The sequence below is a fragment of the Actinokineospora guangxiensis genome, assembly GCF_042657845.1.
Lineage (GTDB): Bacteria > Actinomycetota > Actinomycetes > Mycobacteriales > Pseudonocardiaceae > Actinokineospora > Actinokineospora guangxiensis.
Map to the genome: position 1 here is coordinate 206,797 of NZ_JBHSKF010000004.1, position 20,762 is coordinate 227,558.

At 72.7% G+C, this 20,762-nt stretch carries 24 protein-coding genes; 9 read left to right on the plus strand and 15 right to left on the minus strand.

What is annotated here, in order from left to right; translation table 11 throughout:
- Window positions 1–52 precede the first annotated feature (52 nt).
- From lipB to lpdA, 6 genes are all read right to left on the minus strand, one after another.
- Window positions 53–784 (minus strand): lipoyl(octanoyl) transferase LipB, encoded by a 732-nt coding sequence (lipB, locus tag ACFPM7_RS11255; RefSeq protein WP_378246780.1) that lies wholly within the window; start codon window positions 782–784, stop codon window positions 53–55.
- On the minus strand, window positions 781–1,404 hold the full coding sequence (locus ACFPM7_RS11260; protein WP_378246782.1) for a phosphatase PAP2 family protein: 624 nt from the start codon (window positions 1,402–1,404) through the stop codon (window positions 781–783). Before ACFPM7_RS11260 ends, lipB begins: the two co-directional genes overlap by 4 nt.
- Window positions 1,401–2,279: a TIGR01777 family oxidoreductase gene (locus ACFPM7_RS11265; protein ID WP_378246783.1), complete on the minus strand. Its 879-nt coding sequence runs from the start codon at window positions 2,277–2,279 to the stop codon at window positions 1,401–1,403. Before ACFPM7_RS11265 ends, ACFPM7_RS11260 begins: the two co-directional genes overlap by 4 nt.
- Before the next feature lie 52 nt (window positions 2,280–2,331).
- Window positions 2,332–3,195 carry an SGNH/GDSL hydrolase family protein gene (locus ACFPM7_RS11270; RefSeq protein WP_378246785.1) on the minus strand — a complete coding sequence of 288 codons (864 nt, stop codon included), beginning with the start codon at window positions 3,193–3,195 and terminating at the stop codon, window positions 2,332–2,334.
- A 152-nt stretch (window positions 3,196–3,347) separates the two neighbouring features.
- Complete coding sequence (gene sucB, locus ACFPM7_RS11275; protein ID WP_378246787.1) at window positions 3,348–5,081, minus strand: 2-oxoglutarate dehydrogenase, E2 component, dihydrolipoamide succinyltransferase; 1,734 nt, start codon at window positions 5,079–5,081, stop codon at window positions 3,348–3,350.
- A gap of 60 nt (window positions 5,082–5,141) precedes the next feature.
- On the minus strand, window positions 5,142–6,518 hold the full coding sequence (gene lpdA / locus ACFPM7_RS11280) for a dihydrolipoyl dehydrogenase (protein ID WP_378246789.1): 1,377 nt from the start codon (window positions 6,516–6,518) through the stop codon (window positions 5,142–5,144).
- Between the two features lie 203 nt (window positions 6,519–6,721).
- Here lpdA and ACFPM7_RS11285 point away from each other — a divergent pair, with 203 nt between their 5' ends.
- On the plus strand, window positions 6,722–7,057 hold the full coding sequence (locus ACFPM7_RS11285; protein ID WP_378246791.1) for an oxidoreductase: 336 nt from the start codon (window positions 6,722–6,724) through the stop codon (window positions 7,055–7,057).
- Between the two features lie 28 nt (window positions 7,058–7,085).
- Here ACFPM7_RS11285 and ACFPM7_RS11290 read toward each other — a convergent pair whose 3' ends face one another.
- The gene (locus ACFPM7_RS11290; RefSeq protein WP_378246793.1) at window positions 7,086–8,585 is read right to left on the minus strand and encodes a leucyl aminopeptidase; all 1,500 of its coding nucleotides are present in this window, start codon (window positions 8,583–8,585) and stop codon (window positions 7,086–7,088) included.
- Window positions 8,586–8,724: 139 nt separating this feature from the next.
- On the opposite strand from ACFPM7_RS11290, the gene ACFPM7_RS11295 reads away from it, so the two are divergent.
- Window positions 8,725–9,876 carry a hypothetical protein gene (locus ACFPM7_RS11295; protein WP_378246795.1) on the plus strand — a complete coding sequence of 384 codons (1,152 nt, stop codon included), beginning with the start codon at window positions 8,725–8,727 and terminating at the stop codon, window positions 9,874–9,876.
- Between the two features lie 74 nt (window positions 9,877–9,950).
- Window positions 9,951–11,042: a branched-chain amino acid aminotransferase gene (locus ACFPM7_RS11300; RefSeq protein ID WP_378246796.1), complete on the plus strand. Its 1,092-nt coding sequence runs from the start codon at window positions 9,951–9,953 to the stop codon at window positions 11,040–11,042.
- 23 nt (window positions 11,043–11,065) lie between these two features.
- Here ACFPM7_RS11300 and cobS read toward each other — a convergent pair whose 3' ends face one another.
- Genes cobS through cobU form a run of 3 tightly spaced genes read right to left on the minus strand, consistent with a single transcriptional unit; the run spans window position 11,066 to window position 13,367 of the window.
- Window positions 11,066–11,791, minus strand: a complete 726-nt coding sequence (cobS, locus tag ACFPM7_RS11305) for an adenosylcobinamide-GDP ribazoletransferase (protein WP_378246798.1) — start codon at window positions 11,789–11,791, stop codon at window positions 11,066–11,068.
- Window positions 11,791–12,828, minus strand: coding sequence for a nicotinate-nucleotide--dimethylbenzimidazole phosphoribosyltransferase (cobT, locus tag ACFPM7_RS11310; RefSeq protein WP_378246800.1), 1,038 nt, complete (start codon window positions 12,826–12,828; stop codon window positions 11,791–11,793). The genes cobS and cobT overlap by 1 nt, the downstream gene beginning before the upstream one ends.
- A gap of 17 nt (window positions 12,829–12,845) precedes the next feature.
- Window positions 12,846–13,367, minus strand: coding sequence for a bifunctional adenosylcobinamide kinase/adenosylcobinamide-phosphate guanylyltransferase (gene cobU, locus ACFPM7_RS11315; RefSeq protein ID WP_378246802.1), 522 nt, complete (start codon window positions 13,365–13,367; stop codon window positions 12,846–12,848).
- A gap of 24 nt (window positions 13,368–13,391) precedes the next feature.
- Here cobU and ACFPM7_RS11320 point away from each other — a divergent pair, with 24 nt between their 5' ends.
- Window positions 13,392–13,577: a hypothetical protein gene (locus ACFPM7_RS11320; RefSeq protein WP_378246804.1), complete on the plus strand. Its 186-nt coding sequence runs from the start codon at window positions 13,392–13,394 to the stop codon at window positions 13,575–13,577.
- 7 nt (window positions 13,578–13,584) lie between these two features.
- Here ACFPM7_RS11320 and ACFPM7_RS11325 read toward each other — a convergent pair whose 3' ends face one another.
- Window positions 13,585–14,058, minus strand: a complete 474-nt coding sequence (locus tag ACFPM7_RS11325; RefSeq protein ID WP_378246806.1) for a hypothetical protein — start codon at window positions 14,056–14,058, stop codon at window positions 13,585–13,587.
- Here ACFPM7_RS11325 and ACFPM7_RS11330 point away from each other — a divergent pair.
- Window positions 14,057–14,887, plus strand: a complete 831-nt coding sequence (locus tag ACFPM7_RS11330; RefSeq protein WP_378246808.1) for a DUF397 domain-containing protein — start codon at window positions 14,057–14,059, stop codon at window positions 14,885–14,887. The genes ACFPM7_RS11325 and ACFPM7_RS11330 overlap by 2 nt on opposite strands.
- A gap of 54 nt (window positions 14,888–14,941) precedes the next feature.
- Here ACFPM7_RS11330 and ACFPM7_RS11335 read toward each other — a convergent pair whose 3' ends face one another.
- Together ACFPM7_RS11335 and ACFPM7_RS11340 are read right to left on the minus strand one after the other, a co-directional pair.
- Window positions 14,942–15,931, minus strand: a complete 990-nt coding sequence (locus tag ACFPM7_RS11335) for an aldo/keto reductase family protein (protein WP_378246810.1) — start codon at window positions 15,929–15,931, stop codon at window positions 14,942–14,944.
- A gap of 49 nt (window positions 15,932–15,980) precedes the next feature.
- Window positions 15,981–16,628 (minus strand): DUF3043 domain-containing protein, encoded by a 648-nt coding sequence (locus ACFPM7_RS11340; protein ID WP_378246811.1) that lies wholly within the window; start codon window positions 16,626–16,628, stop codon window positions 15,981–15,983.
- A gap of 45 nt (window positions 16,629–16,673) precedes the next feature.
- Between ACFPM7_RS11340 and ACFPM7_RS11345 the strand changes: the two genes are divergently transcribed.
- Together ACFPM7_RS11345 and ACFPM7_RS11350 are read left to right on the plus strand one after the other, a co-directional pair.
- Window positions 16,674–17,786 (plus strand): glycerate kinase family protein, encoded by a 1,113-nt coding sequence (locus ACFPM7_RS11345; RefSeq protein ID WP_378246813.1) that lies wholly within the window; start codon window positions 16,674–16,676, stop codon window positions 17,784–17,786.
- 121 nt (window positions 17,787–17,907) lie between these two features.
- Window positions 17,908–18,270: a HesB/IscA family protein gene (locus tag ACFPM7_RS11350; protein WP_378246815.1), complete on the plus strand. Its 363-nt coding sequence runs from the start codon at window positions 17,908–17,910 to the stop codon at window positions 18,268–18,270.
- A 55-nt stretch (window positions 18,271–18,325) separates the two neighbouring features.
- On the opposite strand, the gene ACFPM7_RS11355 is transcribed toward ACFPM7_RS11350, so the two are convergent.
- The gene (locus tag ACFPM7_RS11355; RefSeq protein WP_378246817.1) at window positions 18,326–18,493 is read right to left on the minus strand and encodes a hypothetical protein; all 168 of its coding nucleotides are present in this window, start codon (window positions 18,491–18,493) and stop codon (window positions 18,326–18,328) included.
- A 170-nt stretch (window positions 18,494–18,663) separates the two neighbouring features.
- On the opposite strand from ACFPM7_RS11355, the gene ACFPM7_RS11360 reads away from it, so the two are divergent.
- Window positions 18,664–19,599 (plus strand): carbohydrate kinase family protein, encoded by a 936-nt coding sequence (locus ACFPM7_RS11360; protein ID WP_378247229.1) that lies wholly within the window; start codon window positions 18,664–18,666, stop codon window positions 19,597–19,599.
- Between the two features lie 61 nt (window positions 19,600–19,660).
- Here ACFPM7_RS11360 and ACFPM7_RS11365 read toward each other — a convergent pair whose 3' ends face one another.
- Window positions 19,661–19,909 (minus strand): helix-turn-helix domain-containing protein, encoded by a 249-nt coding sequence (locus ACFPM7_RS11365; RefSeq protein WP_378246819.1) that lies wholly within the window; start codon window positions 19,907–19,909, stop codon window positions 19,661–19,663.
- A 54-nt stretch (window positions 19,910–19,963) separates the two neighbouring features.
- Between ACFPM7_RS11365 and map the strand changes: the two genes are divergently transcribed.
- Window positions 19,964–20,728: a type I methionyl aminopeptidase gene (gene map / locus ACFPM7_RS11370; RefSeq protein WP_378246821.1), complete on the plus strand. Its 765-nt coding sequence runs from the start codon at window positions 19,964–19,966 to the stop codon at window positions 20,726–20,728.
- Window positions 20,729–20,762: the final 34 nt, after the last annotated feature.

The following is a 20,762-nucleotide window of genomic DNA, read 5'->3' on the forward strand; positions in this document are numbered from 1 at the left end:
GCGGGCCCATTCGGGTGACAACATCAACTGCCTGGCCCGCGGCGGCCCGCGGTCAGCTCAGGGCGAAGGTGACTCCTGGGCTCTGCGGGGCAGCCCGGCGGATGTCGTGGTCCTGGACGGGCAGGTCGCCCGCCAAGGCTGCCAGGACGGCGTCGCGGGCGAGGGGGAGGACCTCGGGGACGGTGACGCGGCGGCCCAGTTCCTCGGTGAGGGAGGTGACGCCCGCGTCGCGGATGCCGCAGGGGACGATGGCGTCGAAGGCGGAGAGGTCGGCGTCGCAGTTGATCTCGAAGCCGTGGAGGGTGACGCCGCGTTGGACGCGGATGCCGATGGCGGCGATCTTGCGTTCGGGGCGGGTGGTGTCGGCGGGGAGCCAGACGCCGCTGCGGCCGTCGACGCGGCCGGTTTCCAGGCCGAAGTGCGCGCAGACGGAGATCAGGGCTTCCTCGACGCGGCGGACGTAGCGCACGACGTCGATGGGGTCCGACAGCTTGATGATCGGGTAGCCGACCAGCTGGCCGGGGCCGTGCCAGGTGATCTTGCCGCCGCGGTCGACGTCGATGACCGGGGTGCCGTCGGTGGGGCGGTCGGCGGGTTCGGTGCGCTTGCCCGCGGTGTAGACCGACGGGTGCTCCAGCAGCAGCAGCGTGTCCGGGCCCTGCTCGTCCGCGCGGGCGGTGGCGATCTCGCGCTGCAGGTCCCAGGCGGGCAGGTACTCGATGACACCGAGTTCGCGCACGGACACCGGGTGGGTGTCGGCGCGGGCGGAGAGGGGTGCGCTCACACCGGTGACTTTACGCCCTGCGGTCGGGCGGGCAGCAGCTTGAGACCCGTCGCCGTCAGCAGCCCGAGGCCGACCACGCCGAGGGTCGCGCCGAGGACGTCGGTGAGCCAGTGCACGTCGAGGATCATGCGGCACAGCGCCGCGACGACCACCGCCGCGATCGACCACCACAGCACCGCGCGCACCCGCCGCGCCGCCAGCCACGCGCACAGCACGACGAGCGTGAACGCCACCGAGGCGACCGACACCACGTGCCCGCTCGGGAAGCTGAAATCCGGGTACTCGCGCGGGCGGTCCCTGGCGAACAGCGGCTTGACCAGCGACACCGTCCGGCACACGGCCAGCAGCACCACCGCGCGCAGCAGCAGGCCGCGCCGGGCGACGTCGCCGCGCCGGTGGGCCAGCACCGCGCCCACGAGCAGGGCAAGTCCCAGCGCGACCGGCAGCACCGGGCCGAGGACCGCGCTCACGACGAAGGTGATGTCGCCGATGGTCTGCTGCCAGCCGCCGCCGAGCGCGTCGGCGGCGAAGCGGTCGATCGTCGGCGTGGTGTCGGAGACGGTGAGCCCGAGGACGAGGAAGGCGATCAGCAGGATCGCGCCCGAGGTGACCCGCGTCATCCGCGCTCGGTGTCTGCCAGCGCGGCGCGCACGGTCGGGTACCGGAACTCGAAGCCGGCGCCGCTCAGCGCGGTGGGCACCAGGTGCTGCCCGCGCAGCAGGTCGTCGGCCAGCTCGCCCATGGCCAGGCGCATCGCGGGGCGGGGGACGGAGAACGGCGCGGGGCGGCGGCGGGCCGCGGCGAAGGCCTTGGTGAACTCGGCGTTGGTGGCCGGGGTCGGACCGGTCAGGTTGACCGGTCCCTCTACATCGGACTCCAGGAGGAACGCGGTGGCCGCGTTCAGGTCGGCTACGTGGATGTAGGGCATGTGCTGGCGGCCGTCGCCCAGTCGCGCGCCCAGCGCCACGGTGAACAGCGGGCGCAGGGGCGCCAGCATGCCGCCGCCGGCGGCCAGGACCGGCGCGGTGCGCAGCAGCACGACGCGCGCCCCCGCCGCGGCGGCGGTGGCCTGCTCCCAGCGCTCGCACAGCTGCGCGGCGAAGCCCTCGCCGCGCGGGGCGGACTCGCCGTGCGGGCCGCCGGCGGTGTCGCCGTAGTAGCCGACGGCCGACTGGTTCAGCAGCACCGGGATGCCGTGCTCGGCCACGGCCGAGGCCAGCACCTCGGTCGGCTCGACGCGGCTGTCGATGAGCACCTGCTTGCGCGCGCCGCTCCAGCGCCGCGTCCACAGCGGCGCGCCGCAGAGGTTGACGACCGCGTCCGCGCCGTCGAGCGCACCGGCGTCGATCTTGCCGGCGGGCGGGTCCCAGCCGCGCTCGTCGGCTGCCGCCGGGGCGCGGCGCACCAGGCGAAGGACGTCGTGGCCCGCCCCGCGCAGATGTGTGACCAAGGCGGAACCGAGGAACCCGGACGAGCCGGCGACGACGACGCGCATGCGGTGATCGTCCCTGACCCGTCCGGCCCTCGCACGACAGGGCTGTCGGGGGTCAGCCCAGTCCGAGCACCCGCATGGCTTCGGCGGCCATCCCGGCCTCGCCACGCGTGTTCGGGTGCACGATGCTCAGCTCGGCCACGTTGAACAGCGGCTCGACCCACCGCGTGCCCGAGGGCTTGCACGCGTCGCGGCCGTTGGACACCGCCGCCAGGTCCACGAACACCGAGCCGGTCTCGGCCGCGGCGCGCGCGATGACGTCGTTGAGACGGCCCTGCACGGCGCGCATGTAGGGCACGTCGCCGCGGGCGATCGGGAGCTTGGTGAAGCAGGGGCGGTCGAACTCGGTGGGCACGATCCACGGGTAGCCGAGGATCGCCACGCGCGCGTTCGGGGCCTTGCGGTGCACGCCTTCCAGCGCCGCCTTCACCGCGGGGTAGGTCTTCTCCTCGATCTGGCGGGTGAAGTGGCCGCCCCAGGTGTTCTTGCACGGGCTGCCGAAGCCGAGCGTCAGCAGGCCCGCCGAGCCGCAGGCGAGCACGGCGGTGGCGAAGACGGAGTTGTCGTTGCCGCCGATGTTGACCGTGACCAGGTCGGTGTCGGCGGTGACGGCGTCGAGCTGCGGGCGCAGGCCGGGGTACTGGGCGGTGGTGAAGTGGCGGGTCTCGGCCGCGCCGCAGGTGACGTCGGTGAGCGTGGCGCCTGTCGCGCCCGCGATGACCTTGGCGTAGTTCTTCGCCGACTGCAGGCAGAGCAGAGGGGAGCCGGGCGCGATGGGCAGCACCCCCGAGCCCGCCGCGTAGCTGTCGCCGAGCGCGACGTAGTTCAGCGGTTCGGCGGCGGCAGGGGTCGCGGTGGTGGCGACGGCGGTCGCGGCGGCCAGGACCGCGAGTGCGAGTCGGGTGGTGCGCGTGGACACGGCGGTTCTCCCTAGGGGCAGGGCAGGCAGGGGCCCTGAAGCTACTGACGCGTAGATAGCCCGGTCAAGGAGCGTGCTCGCAGGTCAAAGCAGCTTTGTCGCCGACGACAAACGGGCCGCCCCCGAGGGAGCGGCCCGTTCGGCGGTGCTCTTTAGAGACCGAGGTCGGCCTCGAAGGCGCCCTCTTCCAGGCGGTTCTTCACCGTGGTGAGGAAGCGGCCCGCGTCGGCGCCGTCGACCAGGCGGTGGTCGTAGGTCAGCGCCAGGTAGACCATCGAGCGGATGGCGATGGAGTCGTCGCCGTTCTCGTCGGTCACCACGACCGGGCGCTTGACGATCAGGCCGACGCCCAGGATGCCGACCTGCGGCACCGGGATGATCGGCGTGTCGAACAGCGCGCCCATGCTGCCCAGGTTGGTCAGCGTGAACGTCGCGCCGAACAGCTCGTCCGGGGTGACCTTGTTGGCGCGGGTGCGCTCGGCCAGGTCGGCGATCTTGCCCGCCATGCCCGCCAGGTTCAGGTCACCCGCGTCGTGCACGGCCGGGGTGAGCAGGCCGCGCTCGGTGTCCACGGCGATGCCCAGGTGCTCGGCGGCGTGGTAGGTGACCTCTTTGGTCTCGTCGTTGATCGAGGCGTTGAGCTTGGGGTGCTGCTTGAGCGCCTCGACGGTCGCCTTGGCGAAGAACGGAAGGAACGTCAGCTTGACGCCCTCGCGCTGCTCGAAGGCCGACTTGGACCGGGCCCGCAGCTTGGCCACCTTGGTGATGTCCACCTCGACGACCTGGGTGAGCTGCGCGGCGGTCTGCAGCGACTCGACCATGCGGCGCGAGACCGTCTGGCGCAGGCGCGACATCTTCTGCGTGGTGCCGCGCAGCGTGGTGTCCACCTGCACCGGCTTGCTCGGCGCGCTGGGGGTGCTCGGCGCGGCCTTGGCGGGCTCGGCCTTGGGCGCCTTGGCGGCCTCGGCGGCGGCCAGCACGTCCTGCTTGCGGATGCGCCCGCCGATGCCGGTGCCGCGCACCGAGTCCAGGCTGACGCCGTGCTCGGCGGCCAGCTTGCGGACCAGCGGCGTCACGTACGGGGAGCCGTCCTGGGCGGAGCCGCGGGAGGAGTCGGCCTGGGGAGCCTCCTGCTTGGGAGCCGCCTTGGGCGCCTCCTGCTTGGGGGCTTGCTGCTTCGGGGCCTCTTCCTTGGGAGCTTCCTGCTGGGGAGCCTCCTGCTTGGGCTCTTCCTGCTTCGGCTCGTCCTTCGGCTGCTCAGGCTCGGCGGCGGCCGACTTGTCGCCGATGACGCCGAGCTTGCCGCCGACGTCGACAGTGCTGTCCTCGCCCGCGGTGATCTCCAGCAGCGTGCCCGCGACCGGCGACGGGATCTCGGTGTCGACCTTGTCGGTGGACACCTCCAGCAGCGGCTCGTCCACGTCGACGCTGTCGCCGACCTGCTTGAGCCAGCGGGTCACGGTGCCCTCGGTGACGCTCTCGCCCAGGGCGGGCATGGTCACGTCGGTGCCCTTGCCGCCGCCCTTCGGCGCGTCCGGCGACGGCTGCGGCGCGGGCGCGGACTCCTCTTCCTCGCGCGGCTCGGGCTCGGGCTCGGCCTCGGCGGCCTTCTCCTCCTGGCCGCCCGAGTCGCCACCGGAATCCCCGGAACCGTCCCCGATCACCGCCAGCTGCGCGCCCACGGCGACGGTCTCGTCCTCCTGCGCCACGATCTTCTGCAGCACGCCTGCGGCGGGGGAGGGGATCTCGGTGTCGACCTTGTCGGTGGACACCTCCAGCAACGGCTCGTCGACGGCGACGGTGTCGCCCTCCTGCTTGAGCCACCGCGTGACGGTGCCTTCGGTCACGCTCTCGCCGAGCGCGGGCATCTCTACGGAGAACGCCATGTTGTCCAGGACTCCTCGGGCTTGCTAGGGCTGACGGGTCTTCTTGGGACTGACCTGGGGTCAGCCGTGCACGTGCAGTGGCTTGCCCGCGAGGGCGAGGAACGCCTCTCCCAGGGCCTCGTTCTGCGTCGGGTGGGCGTGCACCAGCGGCGCCACGTCCTCCGGGAAAGCCTCCCAGTTGTAGATCAGCTGCGCCTCACCGATCAGCTCGCCGACGCGCTCACCGACCATCGTGATGCCGACGACGGGCCCGTTCGGCTCGCGGACGAGCTTCACGCCGCCGGAGGTCTTGAGGATCTGGCTCTTGCCGTTGCCGGAGAGCGCGTACACCAGGGTCTCGGCCGCGCCGAACTTTTCCTTGGCCTGGGCCTCGGTCAGGCCGACGGAGGCGACCTCGGGGTTGCAGTAGGTCACCCTGGGGATGCCCGCCTCATCGATCGGCTTCGGGTTCAGGCCCGCGATCTCCTCGGCGACGAGGATGCCCTGCTGGAAGCCGCGGTGGGCCAGCTGCAGGCCGGGCACGAGGTCGCCGACGGCGTAGACGCCCGGCAGGTTCGTGCGCAGGCGGTCGTCGGTGGTGACGAAGCCGCGCTCCATCGCCACCCCGGCCTCCTCGTAGCCGTGCCCGGCGCTGTTGGGGCCGCGGCCGACGGCCACCAGCAGCAGGTCGGCCTCCAGCGTCTCACCGGACTCCAACGACACGCTGACGCCGGAGTCGCTCTGCGTGGCCCCGGTGAACCGCACACCGGTCTTGAAGGCGATCTTGCGCTTGCGGAAGGCGCGCTCCAGCTGCTTGGAAGCCCACTCGTCCTCGGCGGGCACCAGGCGCGGCAGCGCCTCCACGACGGTCACCTCGGCGCCGAAGGAGCGCCACACGCTGGCGAACTCCACGCCGATCACGCCGCCGCCGAGCACGACGACCTTCTCCGGGATGTAGTCCAGGTTCAGCGCCTGGTCGCTGGTGATGATCCGGCCGCCGATCTCCAGGCCGGGCAGCGAGCGCGCGTAGGAGCCGGTGGCCAGCACGACGTTCTTGCCGGTGTAGCGCTTGCCGTCGACCTCGACGGAGTTCGGGCCGACGAACGTGCCCGCGCCGTTGACCACGCTGACCTTGTTGGCCTTGAACAGGCCCTGCAGGCCCTTGTAGAGGTTGCCGACGATCCCGTCCTTGTAGGAGTTCACGCCGTTGATGTCGATGCCCTCCAGCGAGGACTTGACGCCGAACTGGTCTCCCTCGCGCGCGAGGTCGGCGACCTCGGCGGCGTGCAGGAGCGCCTTCGTCGGGATGCAGCCGCGGTGCAGGCACGTGCCGCCGACCTTGTCCTTCTCGACCAGGATCACCGACATGCCCAGCTCGGCGGCCCGGAAGGCGCACGCGTAGCCCCCCGATCCGCCGCCGAGGATCACCAGGTCGGCTGTGGCGGGGGTGTCTGTCACGGGATCTCCTTGACGAAACGGCTACGTGTCCAGGCCGCCCGCGCCTGGTGGCCGGGCGTGCCACCAGAAGACATCTTTCCACTTCGCGGCGGGGGTCTGCGAGGTGGCCGGGGTGTCGGAGACCACCTTCAGGTTACTCACGGGTTCGGCTGGGAGAATGACGACGAAGGGCTCAAACCGTCCAATACCGGAGGGGAGCGGTCGTGGGGCTATTCGACGCGCTTCGCCGCAAGCGCGGCAAGGAGCGGCCCGGCACGTTGCGCCAGGCCAGCAAGCAGGACACCTCGCACCTGGACGAGTGGGTGAACAGCCACACGGGCGTCGAGGTGTACTTCGAGCCGCGCACCAACACCACGAACTCCACGGTGGTGCTCGTCGCCCACGACGGTGAGTGGACGCGGCGGCGCATCGCCGACTTCGAGAGCGCGATCTCGTTCGGCAAGAAGCGCCAGATCCCGGTGTACGAGGTCGCGCGCGTCGGCTACCCGCAGCGGATGCGCGACTACATGGCCAAGCAGAAGAGGGAGGGCCGGGGCTGAGCCCCGCCCCTCCCCCTTCTGCGTCGGACTAGCCGTTCTCGGCGATGTCGGCCAAGACGGCGGCCAGGGTGCGCACCGGGACGCCGGTGCCGCCGCGGGTGGTGTAGCCCCACGGGCCCTCGGCGTTGTACGCCGGGCCCGCGATGTCGACGTGTGCCCACGGCACGCCGTCGGCGACGAACTCGCCGAGGAAGACGCCCGCGGCGAGCATGCCGCCCCAGCGGTGGCCGGTGACGTTGGCCAGGTCGGCCAGGCGGGAGTCGAGGTCGCCACGCAGCTCCTCGGGCAGCGGCATGGCCCAGGCGCCCTCGCCGACGGAGCGGCCGATGGCGGCCACGCGGTCGCGGAACTCGGGCTCGCCCATGATCCCGGAGGTGCGCTTGCCCAGTGCCACCAGCTGCGCGCCGGTCAGCGTGGAGGTCTCGATCAGGTAGTCGGGGGCGTCCTCGCAGGCGCGCACGATCGCGTCGGCCAGGATCAGGCGGCCCTCGGCGTCGGTGTTGAGCACCTCGACGGTCTTGCCGCCGTACATGGTCAGCACGTCGCCGGGGCGGTAGGCGTCGCCGGAGGGCATGTTCTCCGCCATCGGGACGGTCGCGGTGACCTCCAGCGGGTACTTCAGCTTCGCGGCCAGCACGACGGTGGCCACGACCGCGGCGGCGCCGCTCATGTCCGAGGTCATCTGGTCCATCGACGCCGCCGGCTTGATCGAGATGCCGCCGGTGTCGAAGGTGATGCCCTTGCCGATCAGGGCGACCTTCTTCTTGGCCCGCGGGCCCTTCCAGGTCAGCCGGACCAGGCGCGGGCCGCGGGTGGAGCCGCAGCCGACGCCGACGATGCCGCCGAAGCCGCCCTTGCGCAGCGCCTTGTCGTCGAGCACCTCGACGGTCAGGCCCGCGGCGCGGCCGAGCGCGGCGGCCTTGTCGGCGAAGGAGGCCGGGTAGAGGTCGTTCGGCGGGGTGTTGATGAAGTCGCGGGCGGTGGCCACGGCCTCGGCGATCGCGGTGGCGGCCTTCAGCGTGGCCTTGTGCTCCTTCGTCGCGCCCTCGGCGGGGGCGATGAAGTCGACCTTGGTGATGCCGCTGTCCTTGGCGCCGTTGGACTTGTACGCGGTGAAGGAGTACGCGCCGAGCGCGGCGCCCTCGACGGCCGCCTGCAGGTTCACCGTGGAAAGCAGGCTGGCGACCTTGGCGGTGCCGGAGAGCGCGCGGCTGGCCGCGCCCGCGGCGCGGCGGACCTGCTCTCCGGTGATGCCGTCGCCGCTGTCGTCCGCGCCGAGTCCGACGGCGACGACGACGGTGGCCGGGATCTTGCCCAGCGAGGGCAGCTTGACGACCTCTTCGGACTTGCCGGTGGCACCGAGCGCGGTGAGGGTCCCGACGAGGTCGCCCCCGAACGCGGCGTCCACGGCCTCGGCGCCGGGCTGCAGGGCCACGCCGTCTTCGGTGCGGACGGTGCCGATGACGAGCGCGTCGACGGCGGCCTCGGCCGCGGACGCGGTGGCCAGGGCGAGCTTGGGGGCGGTCACTGATGGGCTCCTAGGGAAGGGCGGTCCGTTCACGGCCTCGTGGGTCCGGGGCGAGATGATGACGCATGCTAACGAGTTGCGCCGTCCGTTCAACCGGTGCTCCTGGAGAATCGCCGGGGCGTCTGGCACGGTTGTGACCGTGACAGAACTGGGACAGGTGAAGGCGGCGACCTCGGCTATGGTGCCCGGTTCACTGCTCACCGCGGCGGCCGCGGGCGTGCTCGCCGCCGCCGCCGCGCTGGCCGAGGCGGGTGTCTTCGCCCTCGCCGCCCTGGTTCTGACCGCGCTCGCCGCCGGGCTCACCGCGATGTCGCTGGCCGACCTGACCGCCGTGCACGGTCCGATGAGCGGGTACGCCCACGTCACCGCGGTCCGCGGGGTGTGGGGTGGCCGGATCGCCGGGGTGCTGGCGCTGGCGGGCCGGGTGGTCGCCGCGGGAGCGCTCGCGGCGCTGGCCGGGCCCGCGGTGCTGCCGTCGGCGCCCGGGGTGGTGTCGGCGCTGGTGGTGGTCGCCGCGGGGGCGCTGGTGGTGACCAGGGTCCGGGTGCCCGCACCTGTGCTGTATGTGGTGATCGTCACAATTGGCGTGATCGTCGTGGCGTGTCTCGCGGTCGCCCCGGTCGCGGCGGCGGGCGATGTCGCGGGCGCGGACGACTGGCGGGGGACCGTCTCGGCGGCAGGCCTGCTGTTCCTGGGGTTCGCCGGGCTCGATCGGCTCGCGGGCGCGCGCCCGGTGAAGGCGCTGGCCCTCGTCGCGGGGGCGACGGCGGTGCTGGGCGTGGTGGTCTACGCGGTGCTGCGCCAGCTCGGCGGGCCGCGGGCCGCGGTCTCGCCCGCGCCGCTGCGCGACGCCCTGGCCGCCGCCGACGGGACCGCCCTGCGGCCGCTGCTGGTCCTGGGCGTCGCGGCGCTGGCCGTGCTGGCCGTGCGGCCGCTGCTCGCCGACGCGGCCAGGGTCGCCGGGGAGATGCCCGAGCTGCCGGGACGCGCGGCCGTCTCGGGGGTTGTCGTCGTGGCCTGCGCGGGCCTGGTCGCGCTGGCGCTGCCCGCCGGGTTCGCCGCCGCGCTGGCCGCCACGCTGCTGCTGGGCTACTTCGCCATGGTCAACTCCGCGGCCCGCGCGCTGGAGCGCTGCCAGCGCTCGACGTGGGTGCGCACCGGCTGCTGCGGGCTGGCGCTGTGCGTGGTGCTCTCGGTCAACGTCTCGGTCCCCGCGCTCGGGGTCGGCGCCGCCCTCCTCGGGGTGGGCGTCCTCGCGTGCTGGGCGTCAGCCCGCCGTCACGACAGGTAGCCGCCCGATAGTCGGACGTCCGAACTTCGGGACGCTGATTTCCCCTGGCGGGGGACTGCGAATACCGTTTGCGCATGACGCCATTCACCCTCACCCCGAACCCCAACCCGGCGACCCCGGAGCGGGTCGCGGAGGTACTGGCGAAGCCGGGATTCGGGGCGCACTTCACCGACCACATGGTGACGATCCGCCACGACTCCTCCAGCGGGTGGCACGACGCCCGCGTCGAACCCTTCGCCCCCATCTCGCTGGACCCGTCGGCGATGGTGCTGCACTACGGGCAGGCCATCTTCGAGGGCCTCAAGGCCTACCGGCAGCCGGACGGCTCGATCGCCTCGTTCCGGCCGGAGGCCAACGCCGCCCGCTTCCGCGACTCCGCGCGCCGCATCGCCATGCCGGAGCTGCCCGACGAGCTGTTCATGGCCTCGCTGCGCGAGCTGCTGGCCGTTGACGCGCGCTGGGTGCCGGAGCAGGCCGAGGAGTCGCTGTACCTGCGGCCGTTCATGATCTCCACCGAGGCGGGCCTGGGCGTGCGGCCGTCCTCGCGCTACCTGTACCTGCTGATCGCCTCGCCGGCGGGCGCCTACTTCGCCAGCGGCGTCAAGCCGGTCACGGTGTGGCTCTCGGCCGAGTACGTGCGCGCCGCCCCCGGCGGCACCGGCGCGGCCAAGTTCGCGGGCAACTACGCCGCCTCCCTGGTCGCCCAGGCCGAGGCCGCCGCGCAGGGCTGCGACCAGGTCGTGTGGCTCGACGCGGTGGAGCGCCGCTGGGTCGAGGAGATGGGCGGCATGAACCTGTTCTTCGTGCTGGGCTCCGGCGCGGACGCCAGGGTCGTCACCCCCGAGCTGTCCGGCTCGCTGCTGCCCGGCATCACCCGCGACTCGCTGCTGGCCCTGGCCAAGGACCTCGGCTACGGGGTCGAGGAGCGCCGCATCTCCACCGACGAGTGGGAGAAGAAGGCCGAGTCCGGTGAGCTGACCGAGGTCTTCGCCTGCGGCACGGCCGCGGTGATCACCCCGGTCGGCCACGTCAAGCACGCGGGCGGCTCCTTCGACATCAGCGGCGGCGGCACCGGCCCGGTGACCACGCAGCTGCGCGAGACCCTGGTGTCGCTGCAGCGCGGCGGCGTCGCCGACACCCGCGGCTGGCTGACCACGCTGGGCTGAGCCGAACCCGGGGGTTCTCGACCTCAGAGGACCCCCGGGACCAGCACGAGCAGCACCGACAGCTCGCAGGCCGCGCCGAGGACGTCGCCGGTGATCCCGCCGAAGCGCCGTCGCGCGTGCCGCACCAGCCCCGCCACCAGCAGCGCGGCGAGCAGGACCCCGGCCGCCGCCCACGGCTTTCCCGGGACGGCGAACAGCCCCGCGAGCGCCGCGACCGCCAGCCACGCCGCGGGCACCGCCCACGGCTGCGTCCCCGCGACCAGCGCGCCGAGCCCTTCCGGTCGCGCCGCCGGGACACCGCGCACGCAGCACAGCGGGAAGGCGATCCGCCCGACGGCGACCGCCAGCACCGCCACTCCCAGCGACTCCGGGCGCAGCGCGCCGAACGCAGCGGCCTGCCCGAGCAGCACCAGCACCAGCGCAGCCACCCCGAACGGGCCCGCGCCGCCGTCGCGCATGACCGCCAGCGCCCGCTCCGGCGGCCCGTAGCAGCCCAGGCCGTCGGCGGTGTCGGCCAGGCCGTCGATGTGCATGCCGCGGGTGGCCAGCGCGAGGAACGCCACCGCGAGCACACCGCCGAGCAGCGGCGGCAGGCCGAGCAGACCCGCTGTCCACAGCAGAACGGCCACGAGCGCGCCCAGGGCGACACCGACGACCGGGGCCGCCGCGATCGCCCGGCGCGCGGCGCTGGCGTCCACGGTGGCCACGTGCAGCGGCAGCACCGTCAGCCAGGAGAAGGCGAGGCGCATCAGCCGGTGCTGACGCCCGCCTCGCCGAACGTCGCCATCTCGGCGAGCACCCGCACGGCGGCGGACACGATCGGCAGCGCCACCACGGCCCCCGACCCCTCGCCAAGGCGCATCCCCAGGTCGAGGACCGGCTCCAGCTCCAAGCGCTCCAGTGCCAGGTGGTGCGCGGGCTCGACCGAGCGGTGCCCGGCCACCCACCAGCGCGCCGCCCCCGGAGCCATCTCCTCGGCCACCAGGGCCGCCGCGCCGACGACCACGCCGTCGAGGATCACCGGGGTCCTGCGCACGGCGGCCTGGGCGAGGAACCCGGCCATCGCGGCGAGGTCGGCCCCGCCCGCGGTGCGCAGCAGGCCCAGCGGGTCGGTGCCCACCTTGCGGGCCCGGCGCAGCGCGTCGCGCACGGCGACAGCCTTGCGCATCCAGCCCTGGTCATCGATCCCGGTGCCGCGCCCGACCACCGCGACCGGCTCGGCGCCGGTGAGCGCGGCGATCAGCACCGCGGCCGGGGTGGTGTTGCCGATGCCCATGTCGCCCGCGACGAGCAGGTCGGCGCCGCTGTCGATCTCGTCGTCGGCGATCGCGCGCCCGGCGATGACCGCGGTGGCGGTCTCCTCGTCGGTCAGCGCGTCCTCGCGGTCGATCGAGCCGGACGAGCGGCGCACCTTCAGGTCGTCGGCGGCGGTCTCCCCGTCGACGGCCATGTCGACCACGCGCACGGTCGCGCCCGCGGCGGCGGCGAGGACGTTGACCGCCGCGCCGCCCGCGGCGAAGTTGGCCACCATCTGCCCGGTGACCTCGCTGGGGAAGGCGGACACCCCGTGCGCGGCGACACCGTGGTCGCCGGCGAACACCACGATCCTCGGCCTGGCGAACGGCCTCGGCGGGCAGACCCCCTGGCAGGAGGCGATCCAGACGCCCAACTCCTCCAGCCTGCCGAGCGAGCCCGCCGGCTTGGTCAGCTGCGCCTGCCGCTGCCGCGCCGCGTCCCGCGCTGCCGCGTCGGGCGGGTCCACGATCGGGAACGCGGTGTCGCTCACCGGCGCGCCTCCACTCCTCACTTGAGGCGCAGCGGCAGCCCCGCGACCAGCAGCAGCACCTGGGTGCACACCTGGGCCAGGGACGCGTTCACCGCGCCGAGCTCGTCGCGGAAGAGCCTGCCAGAGCGGGTTTGCGGGATGACACCCAACCCGACTTCGGAGGAGACCACGGTGATCGGCGCCGGGCAGCGGCTGACGGCGGCCACGAGGGCGGTTGTGGCGGGGGCGAGGTCGGGGTGGGGGGAGGTCCAGGCGTTCGCGTCGTCCATGGCGTTGGTCAGCCAGGTGGCGATGTCGTCGATGAGGAGCGGCTTGGTCGCGGTCTCGATGGCGGTGGTGAGGCTGGTGGTGTCCGGGGTTTCCAGGGTGTCCCAGGTGGAGGGTCGGCGGGCGGTGTGGGTGGCGATGCGGGCGTCCCACTCGGTGTCGCCGGGGATGCGGCGGGCGGTGGCCAGGTAGAGGGTGTCGGTGCCCATCAGGGACTCGGCGTGTGCCGACTTGCCTGACCGGGCTCCTCCGAGTACCAGCGTCTTGCTCACGGGCGCGCAGGCTACCGTTCGGTGGTGACCTACTTCTGGCGGTACGACACCACCGAAGGCCCGCGCGAGAGCCCGCGCGCCGATGACCAGCAGGAAGCGGAGTCCTGGCTGTCGGAGAACTGGCGCGAGCTGGCGGAGCAAGGGGTGGACGAGGCCACGCTGTTCGACGGCGAGGATGTCGTCTACGGGCCGATGAGCCTGCACTCCTGACCGACGTCTAGAGGATGTCGCACTCGTCCAGGACGCGGACGAGTTTGGTCGCCAGGACCCAGCGGATGGCCGGGTCGGCGTGGGAGACGGTGACCTGGCCGGTGACGACCGGGTGGGGCAGGGCCGCGCGGTAGCGCAGGCCGGAGACGCCGTGGACCGAAGGCCAGCCCGGCCAGGTGGATTCGGCGGGGAGCAGCCAGAGGACGCCGTCGGGGGTGGTGTCGGCCTGGCCGCCGCAGACCTGGCACAGCAGCACGCGCATGGCGCGGCGCTGGCGTGCGGGGTGGATGTCGGCGTAGCGCGGTGTGCCCTCGCCCTGCCGGACGGAGTAGCGGTCCCAGAGGACGCCTCGGCTGTCGCGGTCGATGAGCTGTTCGTCGCGGAAGGCGATCCCGAGGCCGCTCGGGTGTTCCACGATGTCGGGCTTCGCCACTACCTCGCCCGTCCACGAGGCGATGTAGGGCACCAGATCTGCGCGCATGACTGAGCCGCTGATCGAGCAGTCGGGCCTGCAGGTGGACGACCTCGTCCGGCAGGTCAGGTGCCCGCGGCCGACGATCTTCCGGCTGCTGTCCGGGGACGCGTTGCCCGGCTGGCCGGTCGTGCTCGCCGTCCTGGGGCTGGTGGGCGCGACGGACGAGCAGCGGACGCAGGCGCTCACGCTCTGGGAGATCGCCGACGTCCCGACCTCGGCGGTCAGCTTCGCCAAGGCGCTCCCGGTGGCCTACCGGCGGTTCCGGTTGGACGAGATGGAAGCCGACGTCGAGCGCACCCTGGACACGGCGGTCATCCCCGGGATGTTGCAGACCAGGCCCTACACCGAGGCGCTGGCGCTGCGAAACCACATCAGGGACAACCCGGAGGAGTGGAACAAGGCGGCTCCGGCCGAACGGCACGAGCGGCAAGCCCTGCGCAGTCGGGAAGACCGGCCTCTCCGGCTGGTCTCCCTGATCGACGAGAGCGCGCTCCGCCGGGTGGTCGGCGGCTCCGCCGTGATGGTCGAGCAGCTCGACAGGTTGCTGGCCGCCGGTCGGGACCATGCCACGACGGTCAGGGTGATCCCGTTCAGCGCTGGTCCCTATCCGGCGAGCGCGGGGTCCATGACCCTGTTCTACTACGACGGCGAAAGATCGGCCGGAAGTGGGAACTCAGTGGAGTGGCGCAAGAGCAGTAGGTCGGCATCGCAGGACCAGTGCGTCGAGGTGTCGGTCGCCCCCGGCGAGACCCGGGTCCGGGACACCAAGGCCCGTGACCGGGGAGCGCTGCGGTTTGACGCCGCCGCCTTCCGGGCTTTCCTGACCAGGCTCTGAACACGCGTCAGCCCCCGCCGAGCACTTCCGGCGGGGGCTGACGCGCGTGTCAGGTCAGGGGGTGACGGTCAGCGTCGGGTCGCGCTCGACCACGCCCTCCAGGACCTCATCGATCTTGGCCAGGAGGTCGTCCTCCAGCTTCACGCCTGCCGCCTTGACGTTCTCGGTGACCTGCTCCGGCCGAGACGCGCCGATGATCGCCGAGGCGACGTTCGGGTTCTGCAGGACCCAGGCGATCGCCAGCTGGGCCAGCGACAGGCCGGCCTGCTCGGCGAGCGGGGTCAGGCCCTGCACGGCGGTGAGCACGTCGTCGCGCAGCCAGCGCGAGATCATGTTCTTGCCGCCCGCCTCGTCGGTCGCGCGGGACCCGGCCGGGGGCTCGGCGCCCGGCTTGTACTTGCCGGTGAGCACACCCTGGGCGATCGGCGACCAGACGATCTGCGAGATGCCCTCGCGCTCGCTGACCGGCACGATCTGCGGCTCGATGACCCGCCACAGCATCGAGTACTGCGGCTGGTTGGAGATGAACGGGACGTTCAGCTCCCTGGCCAGGGCCGCGCCCCGGCTGATCTGCTCGGCGTTCCACTCCGAGACGCCGATGTAGAGGGCCTTGCCCTGGCGCACGAGGTCGGCGAAGGCGGTCATCGTCTCTTCCAGCGGCACCGTGCGGTCGTAGCGGTGCGCCTGGTAGAGGTCGACGTAGTCGGTGCCGAGCCTGCGCAGCGAGGCGTGCGCGGACTCCATGATGTGCTTGCGGCCGAGGCCGCGGTCGTTGGGGCCGCCGGGGCCGGTCGGCCAGAAGACCTTGGTGAAGATCTCCAGGCCCTCCCGGCGCTCGCCCTTGAGGGCCCGGCCGAGGACCGACTCCGCCTTGGTGTTGGCGTAGACGTCGGCGGTGTCGAAGGTGGTGATCCCGGCCGCCAAGGCCGCCTTCACGCAGGCCTGCGCCGCCTCCTCCTCGACCTGTGAGCCGTGGGTGAGCCAGTTGCCGTACGAGATCTCCGAGACGTTCAGGCCGCTGCGGCCGAGACGACGAAACTCCATGGGCCCAGCATAGTTCGCCGTGCGAACTAAATGCCCGCCACGGCCGGGTCTAGACCGCCTCGCCCACCCGGACGCGCGGCTTCGGGACGCGCATGCGCCGCAGCTGCGTGGCGCGCACGAACGCGTACCAGCCGATGCCGAAGCCGCGGATCGTCTCCTTCGGGAACCGGGCCCTGACCTGCTTGGCGACCCGGCGGCCGTTGAGGATGGCCTCGAAGATCATGGCCACCAGCATGATCAGGCAGAACAGCGTCGCCCAGTACTGCACGATCACGGCGGGGAACAGCAGTGCGACGAACACCACAACGGCCAGCGGCATGAACAGCCCCAGCAGGTTGCGGCGGGAGTCCACGAGATCCCGGATGTAGGCCTTCACCGGGCCGCGGTCGCGCGGCATGAGGTACTTGTCGTCGCCTGCCATCATCCGCTCGCGCTGCTGGACGCGCTGCTCGCGGCGCTTGGCCGCCATCGCCTTGCGGTCCTCCTTGGAACCGCGGGAACGGCGGATCGCCTCGCGCGTGGTCTTCGGCGGCGGCGCGACCGGGCCGCGCTTGCGCTCGGACTCGTTGCGCTTGGGGGTGGCCCGGCCCTTGCTCGGGGTGTAGCCCTTGGGCACCGGGTTCTCACCCACCGTGACGGCCGACTCCTCGGCCTGCTCGGCGGAGTCGGTGGTCGAGTTGCGGCGAAGGAACCTCACACCGACAAGGGTATGACAACCCCGGTGATCGCTATGCTCCGGCTTGTGCGAGTGGTCATAGCCCCGGACTGCTTCGGCGGGACCCTGACGGCGGCGGAAGCCGCCTCGGCGATCGCCGACGGCTGGCGCAGAGGCGCCCCGGAACACGACGTGGTCCTTCGTCCGCTCGCCGACGGCGGCCCCGGGTTCGTGGCGGTGCTGCACGCCGCGCTCGGCGGCGAGCTGCACACCGAGACCGTCTCCGGCCCGCTCGGCGAGCCCGTCCGGGCGACCTGGCTGGGCCACGACGGCACCGCCTACATCGAGTCGGCCGAGGCCGCGGGCCTGCACCTGGTGCCCAAGGACCGGCGCGCCGAGTCGTGCGAGAGGGCCACCACCTACGGGGTCGGCCAGCTGCTGGCCGCCGCCCGCGACCGCGGATACCGCCGCGCCGTCATCGGCCTCGGCGGTTCGGCCACCACCGACGGCGGCGCGGGCCTGTTCGCCGCGCTGGGCGCGATCGCCGTCGGCGAGGACGGTGCGCCGCTGCCGACCGGCGGGTCGGCGCTGGCGGGCTGCGCGCGCATCGATGGCGACCTCGAACTGGGTGGGCTCGACGAGGTCGTGGCCGCCAGCGACGTCACCAACCCGCTGCTCGGCGAGCACGGCGCGGCCGTCACCTTCGGCCCGCAGAAGGGCGCCGACGCCGAGGCCGTCGCGCGGCTGGAGGCGGGCATGACCCGCTGGGCCGACGTGCTCGCCGACCGGTCCAAGCCGATCGCCGACGTGGAGGCCGCGGGCGCCGCGGGCGGGCTCGGGGCGGCGCTGCTGGCCATCGGCGCGGTGCCGACCTCCGGCGCGGGGCTCGTGCGGGCCTCGACCGGGCTCGACTCGGCCGTCGCCGGGGCCGACCTGGTGATCACCGGCGAGGGCAGCTTCGACTGGCAGTCGCTGCGCGGCAAGCTCGTGACCGGGGTGGCCGCCGCGGCCGCCGAGCGGGGCGTTCCCTGCCTGGCGCTGTCCGGGCAGGCCAGCGTCGGGCGCACGCAGGCCGCGTCGGTGGGCATCGCCGAGGTGCACTCGGTGTCCCAGCACGTGGGCTCGGTGGAGCAGGCCATGGCCGACCCCGCGGCCACCCTGGCTGATCTGGCCGAACACGTCGCCCGGCAGTGGCGCTGAGTTGCCCGTTACAAGGTTGCCCCCGTCGCGGGCGGGTGTGCCACCATGGGAGAGAAGCTGGGAATAGAAGCCCGCGCGTACCCTGTTAAGACGGGTGTACCGGACCGTCCGAGGGAGAACGATGACGACCGCTCAGCAGAACACCACCGAGGACACCACCCACGGTGTGGTGCTGACCGACGCCGCCGCGGGCAAGGCCAAGGCCCTGCTCGACCAGGAGGGCCGCGACGACATGCACCTGCGCATCGCGGTGCAGCCGGGTGGGTGCGCGGGTCTGCGCTACCAGCTGTTCTTCGACGAGCGCAGCCTCGACGGCGACCTCATGAAGGACTTCAGCGGCCTCAAGGTGGCCGTGGACCGGATGAGCGCCCCGTACCTGCAGGGCGCCGTGATCGACTTCGTGGACTCGATCGAGAAGCAGGGCTTCACGATCGACAACCCGAACGCGGGCGGCTCCTGCGCCTGCGGCGACTCGTTCAACTAGGCCAGACGCACCGAAGGGCCGCGACCAGCACCCGGTCGCGGCCCTTTGGCTGTGCTCAGACGTACGCCTCCAGGTCGGCCACCTGGGCCAGGCACGTCTCATCGACCGACCACGGCGCGGCCGCGCGCGGACCCGGAAGGGCGTTCGCCGAGGTCAGCGTGGACGGGATCGAGTCGCAGTCGGCGATCAGGTCGCCGATGGTCTCCGGTTCGACTGTGCTCATCCGCGCACATTAAGCACGCAGGGACGAGCGTTCCTAGAGGTACGCCCCGGTAGTGTCGAACAGTGATCCAACGCCACCCTCTCGGGTGGTGTCGGCCAGACGACCTGCCCGAGACAAGGGAGTGCCTCGTGCCCGTTGCCGTCAGCGGAAGCATCGCCACCGACCACCTGATGCACTTCCCCGGGAGGTTCGCCGACCAGCTCGTCGCCGAGCAGCTGCACCGGGTCTCGCTGAGCTTCCTCGTCGACGACCTGGTGGTCCGCCGGGGCGGCATCGGCGCGAACATCGCCTTCGGCATGGGCGTGCTCGGCTGCTCGCCGGTCCTCGTCGGCGCGGTCGGCGCGGACTTCGCCGACTACCGCTCCTGGCTGGAGCGCCACGGCGTCGACTGCGCGGGCGTGCACGTCTCCGAGGTCGCCCACACCGCGCGCTTCGTCTGCACCACCGACGACGACATGAACCAGATCGCCTCGTTCTACGCGGGCGCGATGGCCGAGTCCCGCAACATCGAGCTGGCCCCGATCGCCGCCCACGCGGGCGACCTCGACCTGGTCCTGATCAGCCCGGACGACCCGGAGGGCATGGTCCGCCACGCCGAGGAGTGCCGCCAGCGCGGCTACCGCTTCGCCGTGGACCCCTCCCAGCAGATGGCCCGCATGGACGGCGCGGCGATCCGCTCGTTCGTGGAGGGCGCGGAGTACCTGTTCAGCAACGACTACGAGTGGGAGCTGCTGCGCCAGAAGACCGGCTGGACCGAGGCCGAGGTGATGTCGCGGGTCGGCCTGCGCGTCACCACCCTGGGCGAGAAGGGCGTGGAGCTAGTCTCGGCCGACGGCACGAGCATCCACGTCGGCGCCGTCCCGGAGACCGCCAAGTCCGACCCGACCGGCGTCGGCGACGGCTTCCGCGCGGGCTTCCTCGCCGGCGTCACCCAGGGCCTCGGCCTGGAGCGCTCGGCGCAGCTCGGCTCGCTGATCGCGGTGCTGGTCCTGGAGACGATCGGCACCCAGGAGTGGACCTTCGACAAGGCGACCGCGGTGACCCGCATCGCGGGCGCCTACGGCCAGGAGGCCGCCGACGAGATCGCGGCGATCCTGCCGGGCTGAGCCTGGACACCACAGCGGGTGGCCTCCTCTCGGGGAGGCCACCCGCTGTGCTTGTCCGGTGCTATCCGGTCGGGATCCGGGTGTCGGCCAGGCTGTCCAGGGTGATGCCCAGCGCCGCGGCCAGGGCGGCGATGGTGAAGAACGCCGGGGTGGGGACGCGGCCGCTCTCGATCTTGCGCAGGGTCTCCACCGAGACGCCCGCGGTGGCCGCGACCTCGGTCATGCTGCGCTCACCGCGGGCCTCGCGGAGGGTGCGGGCGAGCCGCTCGCCGCGTTCGCGTTCCTGGCGGGTCAGCGGGGGTCGGACCATGGGGTCGAGTGTAGCCGAGTTGACCGGGATAACAATACCGGTATTGTTATCCCCATGGTCGAGTTGAAGACGCCTGCGGAGATCCAGGCGATGCGTGAAGCGGGCAGGGTCGTCGCCGAGGCGCTGGCCGCGGTGAAGGCGGCCGCCGCCGTGGGGACGACACTGGCGGAGCTGGACGAGGTCGCCCAAGGCGTGCTGGCCGCGCACGGGGCCGGGTCGTCCTTCCAGCACTACCACCCCCAGTTCGCGCCGACGCCGTTCCCGGCGGTGCTGTGCACGTCGGTCAACGACGCGATCGTCCACGGCATCCCGCACCGGACCGCGCTGCGCGACGGCGACCTGCTGAGCATCGACTTCGGCGCGCACGTGCGCGGCTGGCACGGGGACTCGGCGATGTCCTTCGTCGTCGGCACCGCGAGCCAGGACGACCTCGACCTGATCGAGACCGCCGAGCGCGCGCTGGCCGCGGGCATCGCCGCGGCGGTGCCCGGAAACCGGATGGGCGACATCACCCACGCCATCGGCACGGTGGTCAGGGCGGGCGGCTACGGCATGCCGGAGGACTTCGGCGGCCACGGCATCGGCCGGTCCATGCACGAGTCGCCGTCGGTGCCCAACGAGGGCAAGGCCGGGCGCGGCTACCGCCTGCGCGAGGGCCTGGTCATCGCCATCGAGCCGATGGTCCACCAGGGCGGCTCCGACAAGTACTACGCCGATGACGACGGCTGGACCCTGCGCACCAGCGACGGCAGCCGCGCCGCCCACGCCGAGCACACCATCGCCATCACCGCCGACGGCCCGGTGATCCTCACCGCCTGACCGCACAGCAAAGGGGGCCTGCCGCGTGGCAGGC

Bases quoted from the DNA above. Each gene is read 5' to 3' on its own strand.
- ACFPM7_RS11260 (WP_378246782.1), bottom strand. From the start codon at position 1,404: ATGACGCGGGTCACCTCGGGCGCGATCCTGCTGATCGCCTTCCTCGTC.
- ACFPM7_RS11265 (WP_378246783.1), bottom strand. From the start codon at position 2,279: ATGCGCGTCGTCGTCGCCGGCTCGTCCGGGTTCCTCGGTTCCGCCTTG.
- sucB (WP_378246787.1), bottom strand. From the start codon at position 5,081: ATGGCGTTCTCCGTAGAGATGCCCGCGCTCGGCGAGAGCGTGACCGAA.
- ACFPM7_RS11300 (WP_378246796.1), top strand. From the start codon at position 9,951: ATGACGCCATTCACCCTCACCCCGAACCCCAACCCGGCGACCCCGGAG.
- cobS (WP_378246798.1), bottom strand. From the start codon at position 11,791: ATGCGCCTCGCCTTCTCCTGGCTGACGGTGCTGCCGCTGCACGTGGCC.
- ACFPM7_RS11330 (WP_378246808.1), top strand. From the start codon at position 14,057: ATGACTGAGCCGCTGATCGAGCAGTCGGGCCTGCAGGTGGACGACCTC.
- ACFPM7_RS11325 (WP_378246806.1), bottom strand. From the start codon at position 14,058: ATGCGCGCAGATCTGGTGCCCTACATCGCCTCGTGGACGGGCGAGGTA.
- ACFPM7_RS11335 (WP_378246810.1), bottom strand. From the start codon at position 15,931: ATGGAGTTTCGTCGTCTCGGCCGCAGCGGCCTGAACGTCTCGGAGATC.
- ACFPM7_RS11350 (WP_378246815.1), top strand. From the start codon at position 17,908: ATGACGACCGCTCAGCAGAACACCACCGAGGACACCACCCACGGTGTG.
- ACFPM7_RS11355 (WP_378246817.1), bottom strand. From the start codon at position 18,493: ATGAGCACAGTCGAACCGGAGACCATCGGCGACCTGATCGCCGACTGC.
- ACFPM7_RS11360 (WP_378247229.1), top strand. From the start codon at position 18,664: ATGCACTTCCCCGGGAGGTTCGCCGACCAGCTCGTCGCCGAGCAGCTG.
- ACFPM7_RS11365 (WP_378246819.1), bottom strand. From the start codon at position 19,909: ATGGTCCGACCCCCGCTGACCCGCCAGGAACGCGAACGCGGCGAGCGG.
- map (WP_378246821.1), top strand. From the start codon at position 19,964: ATGGTCGAGTTGAAGACGCCTGCGGAGATCCAGGCGATGCGTGAAGCG.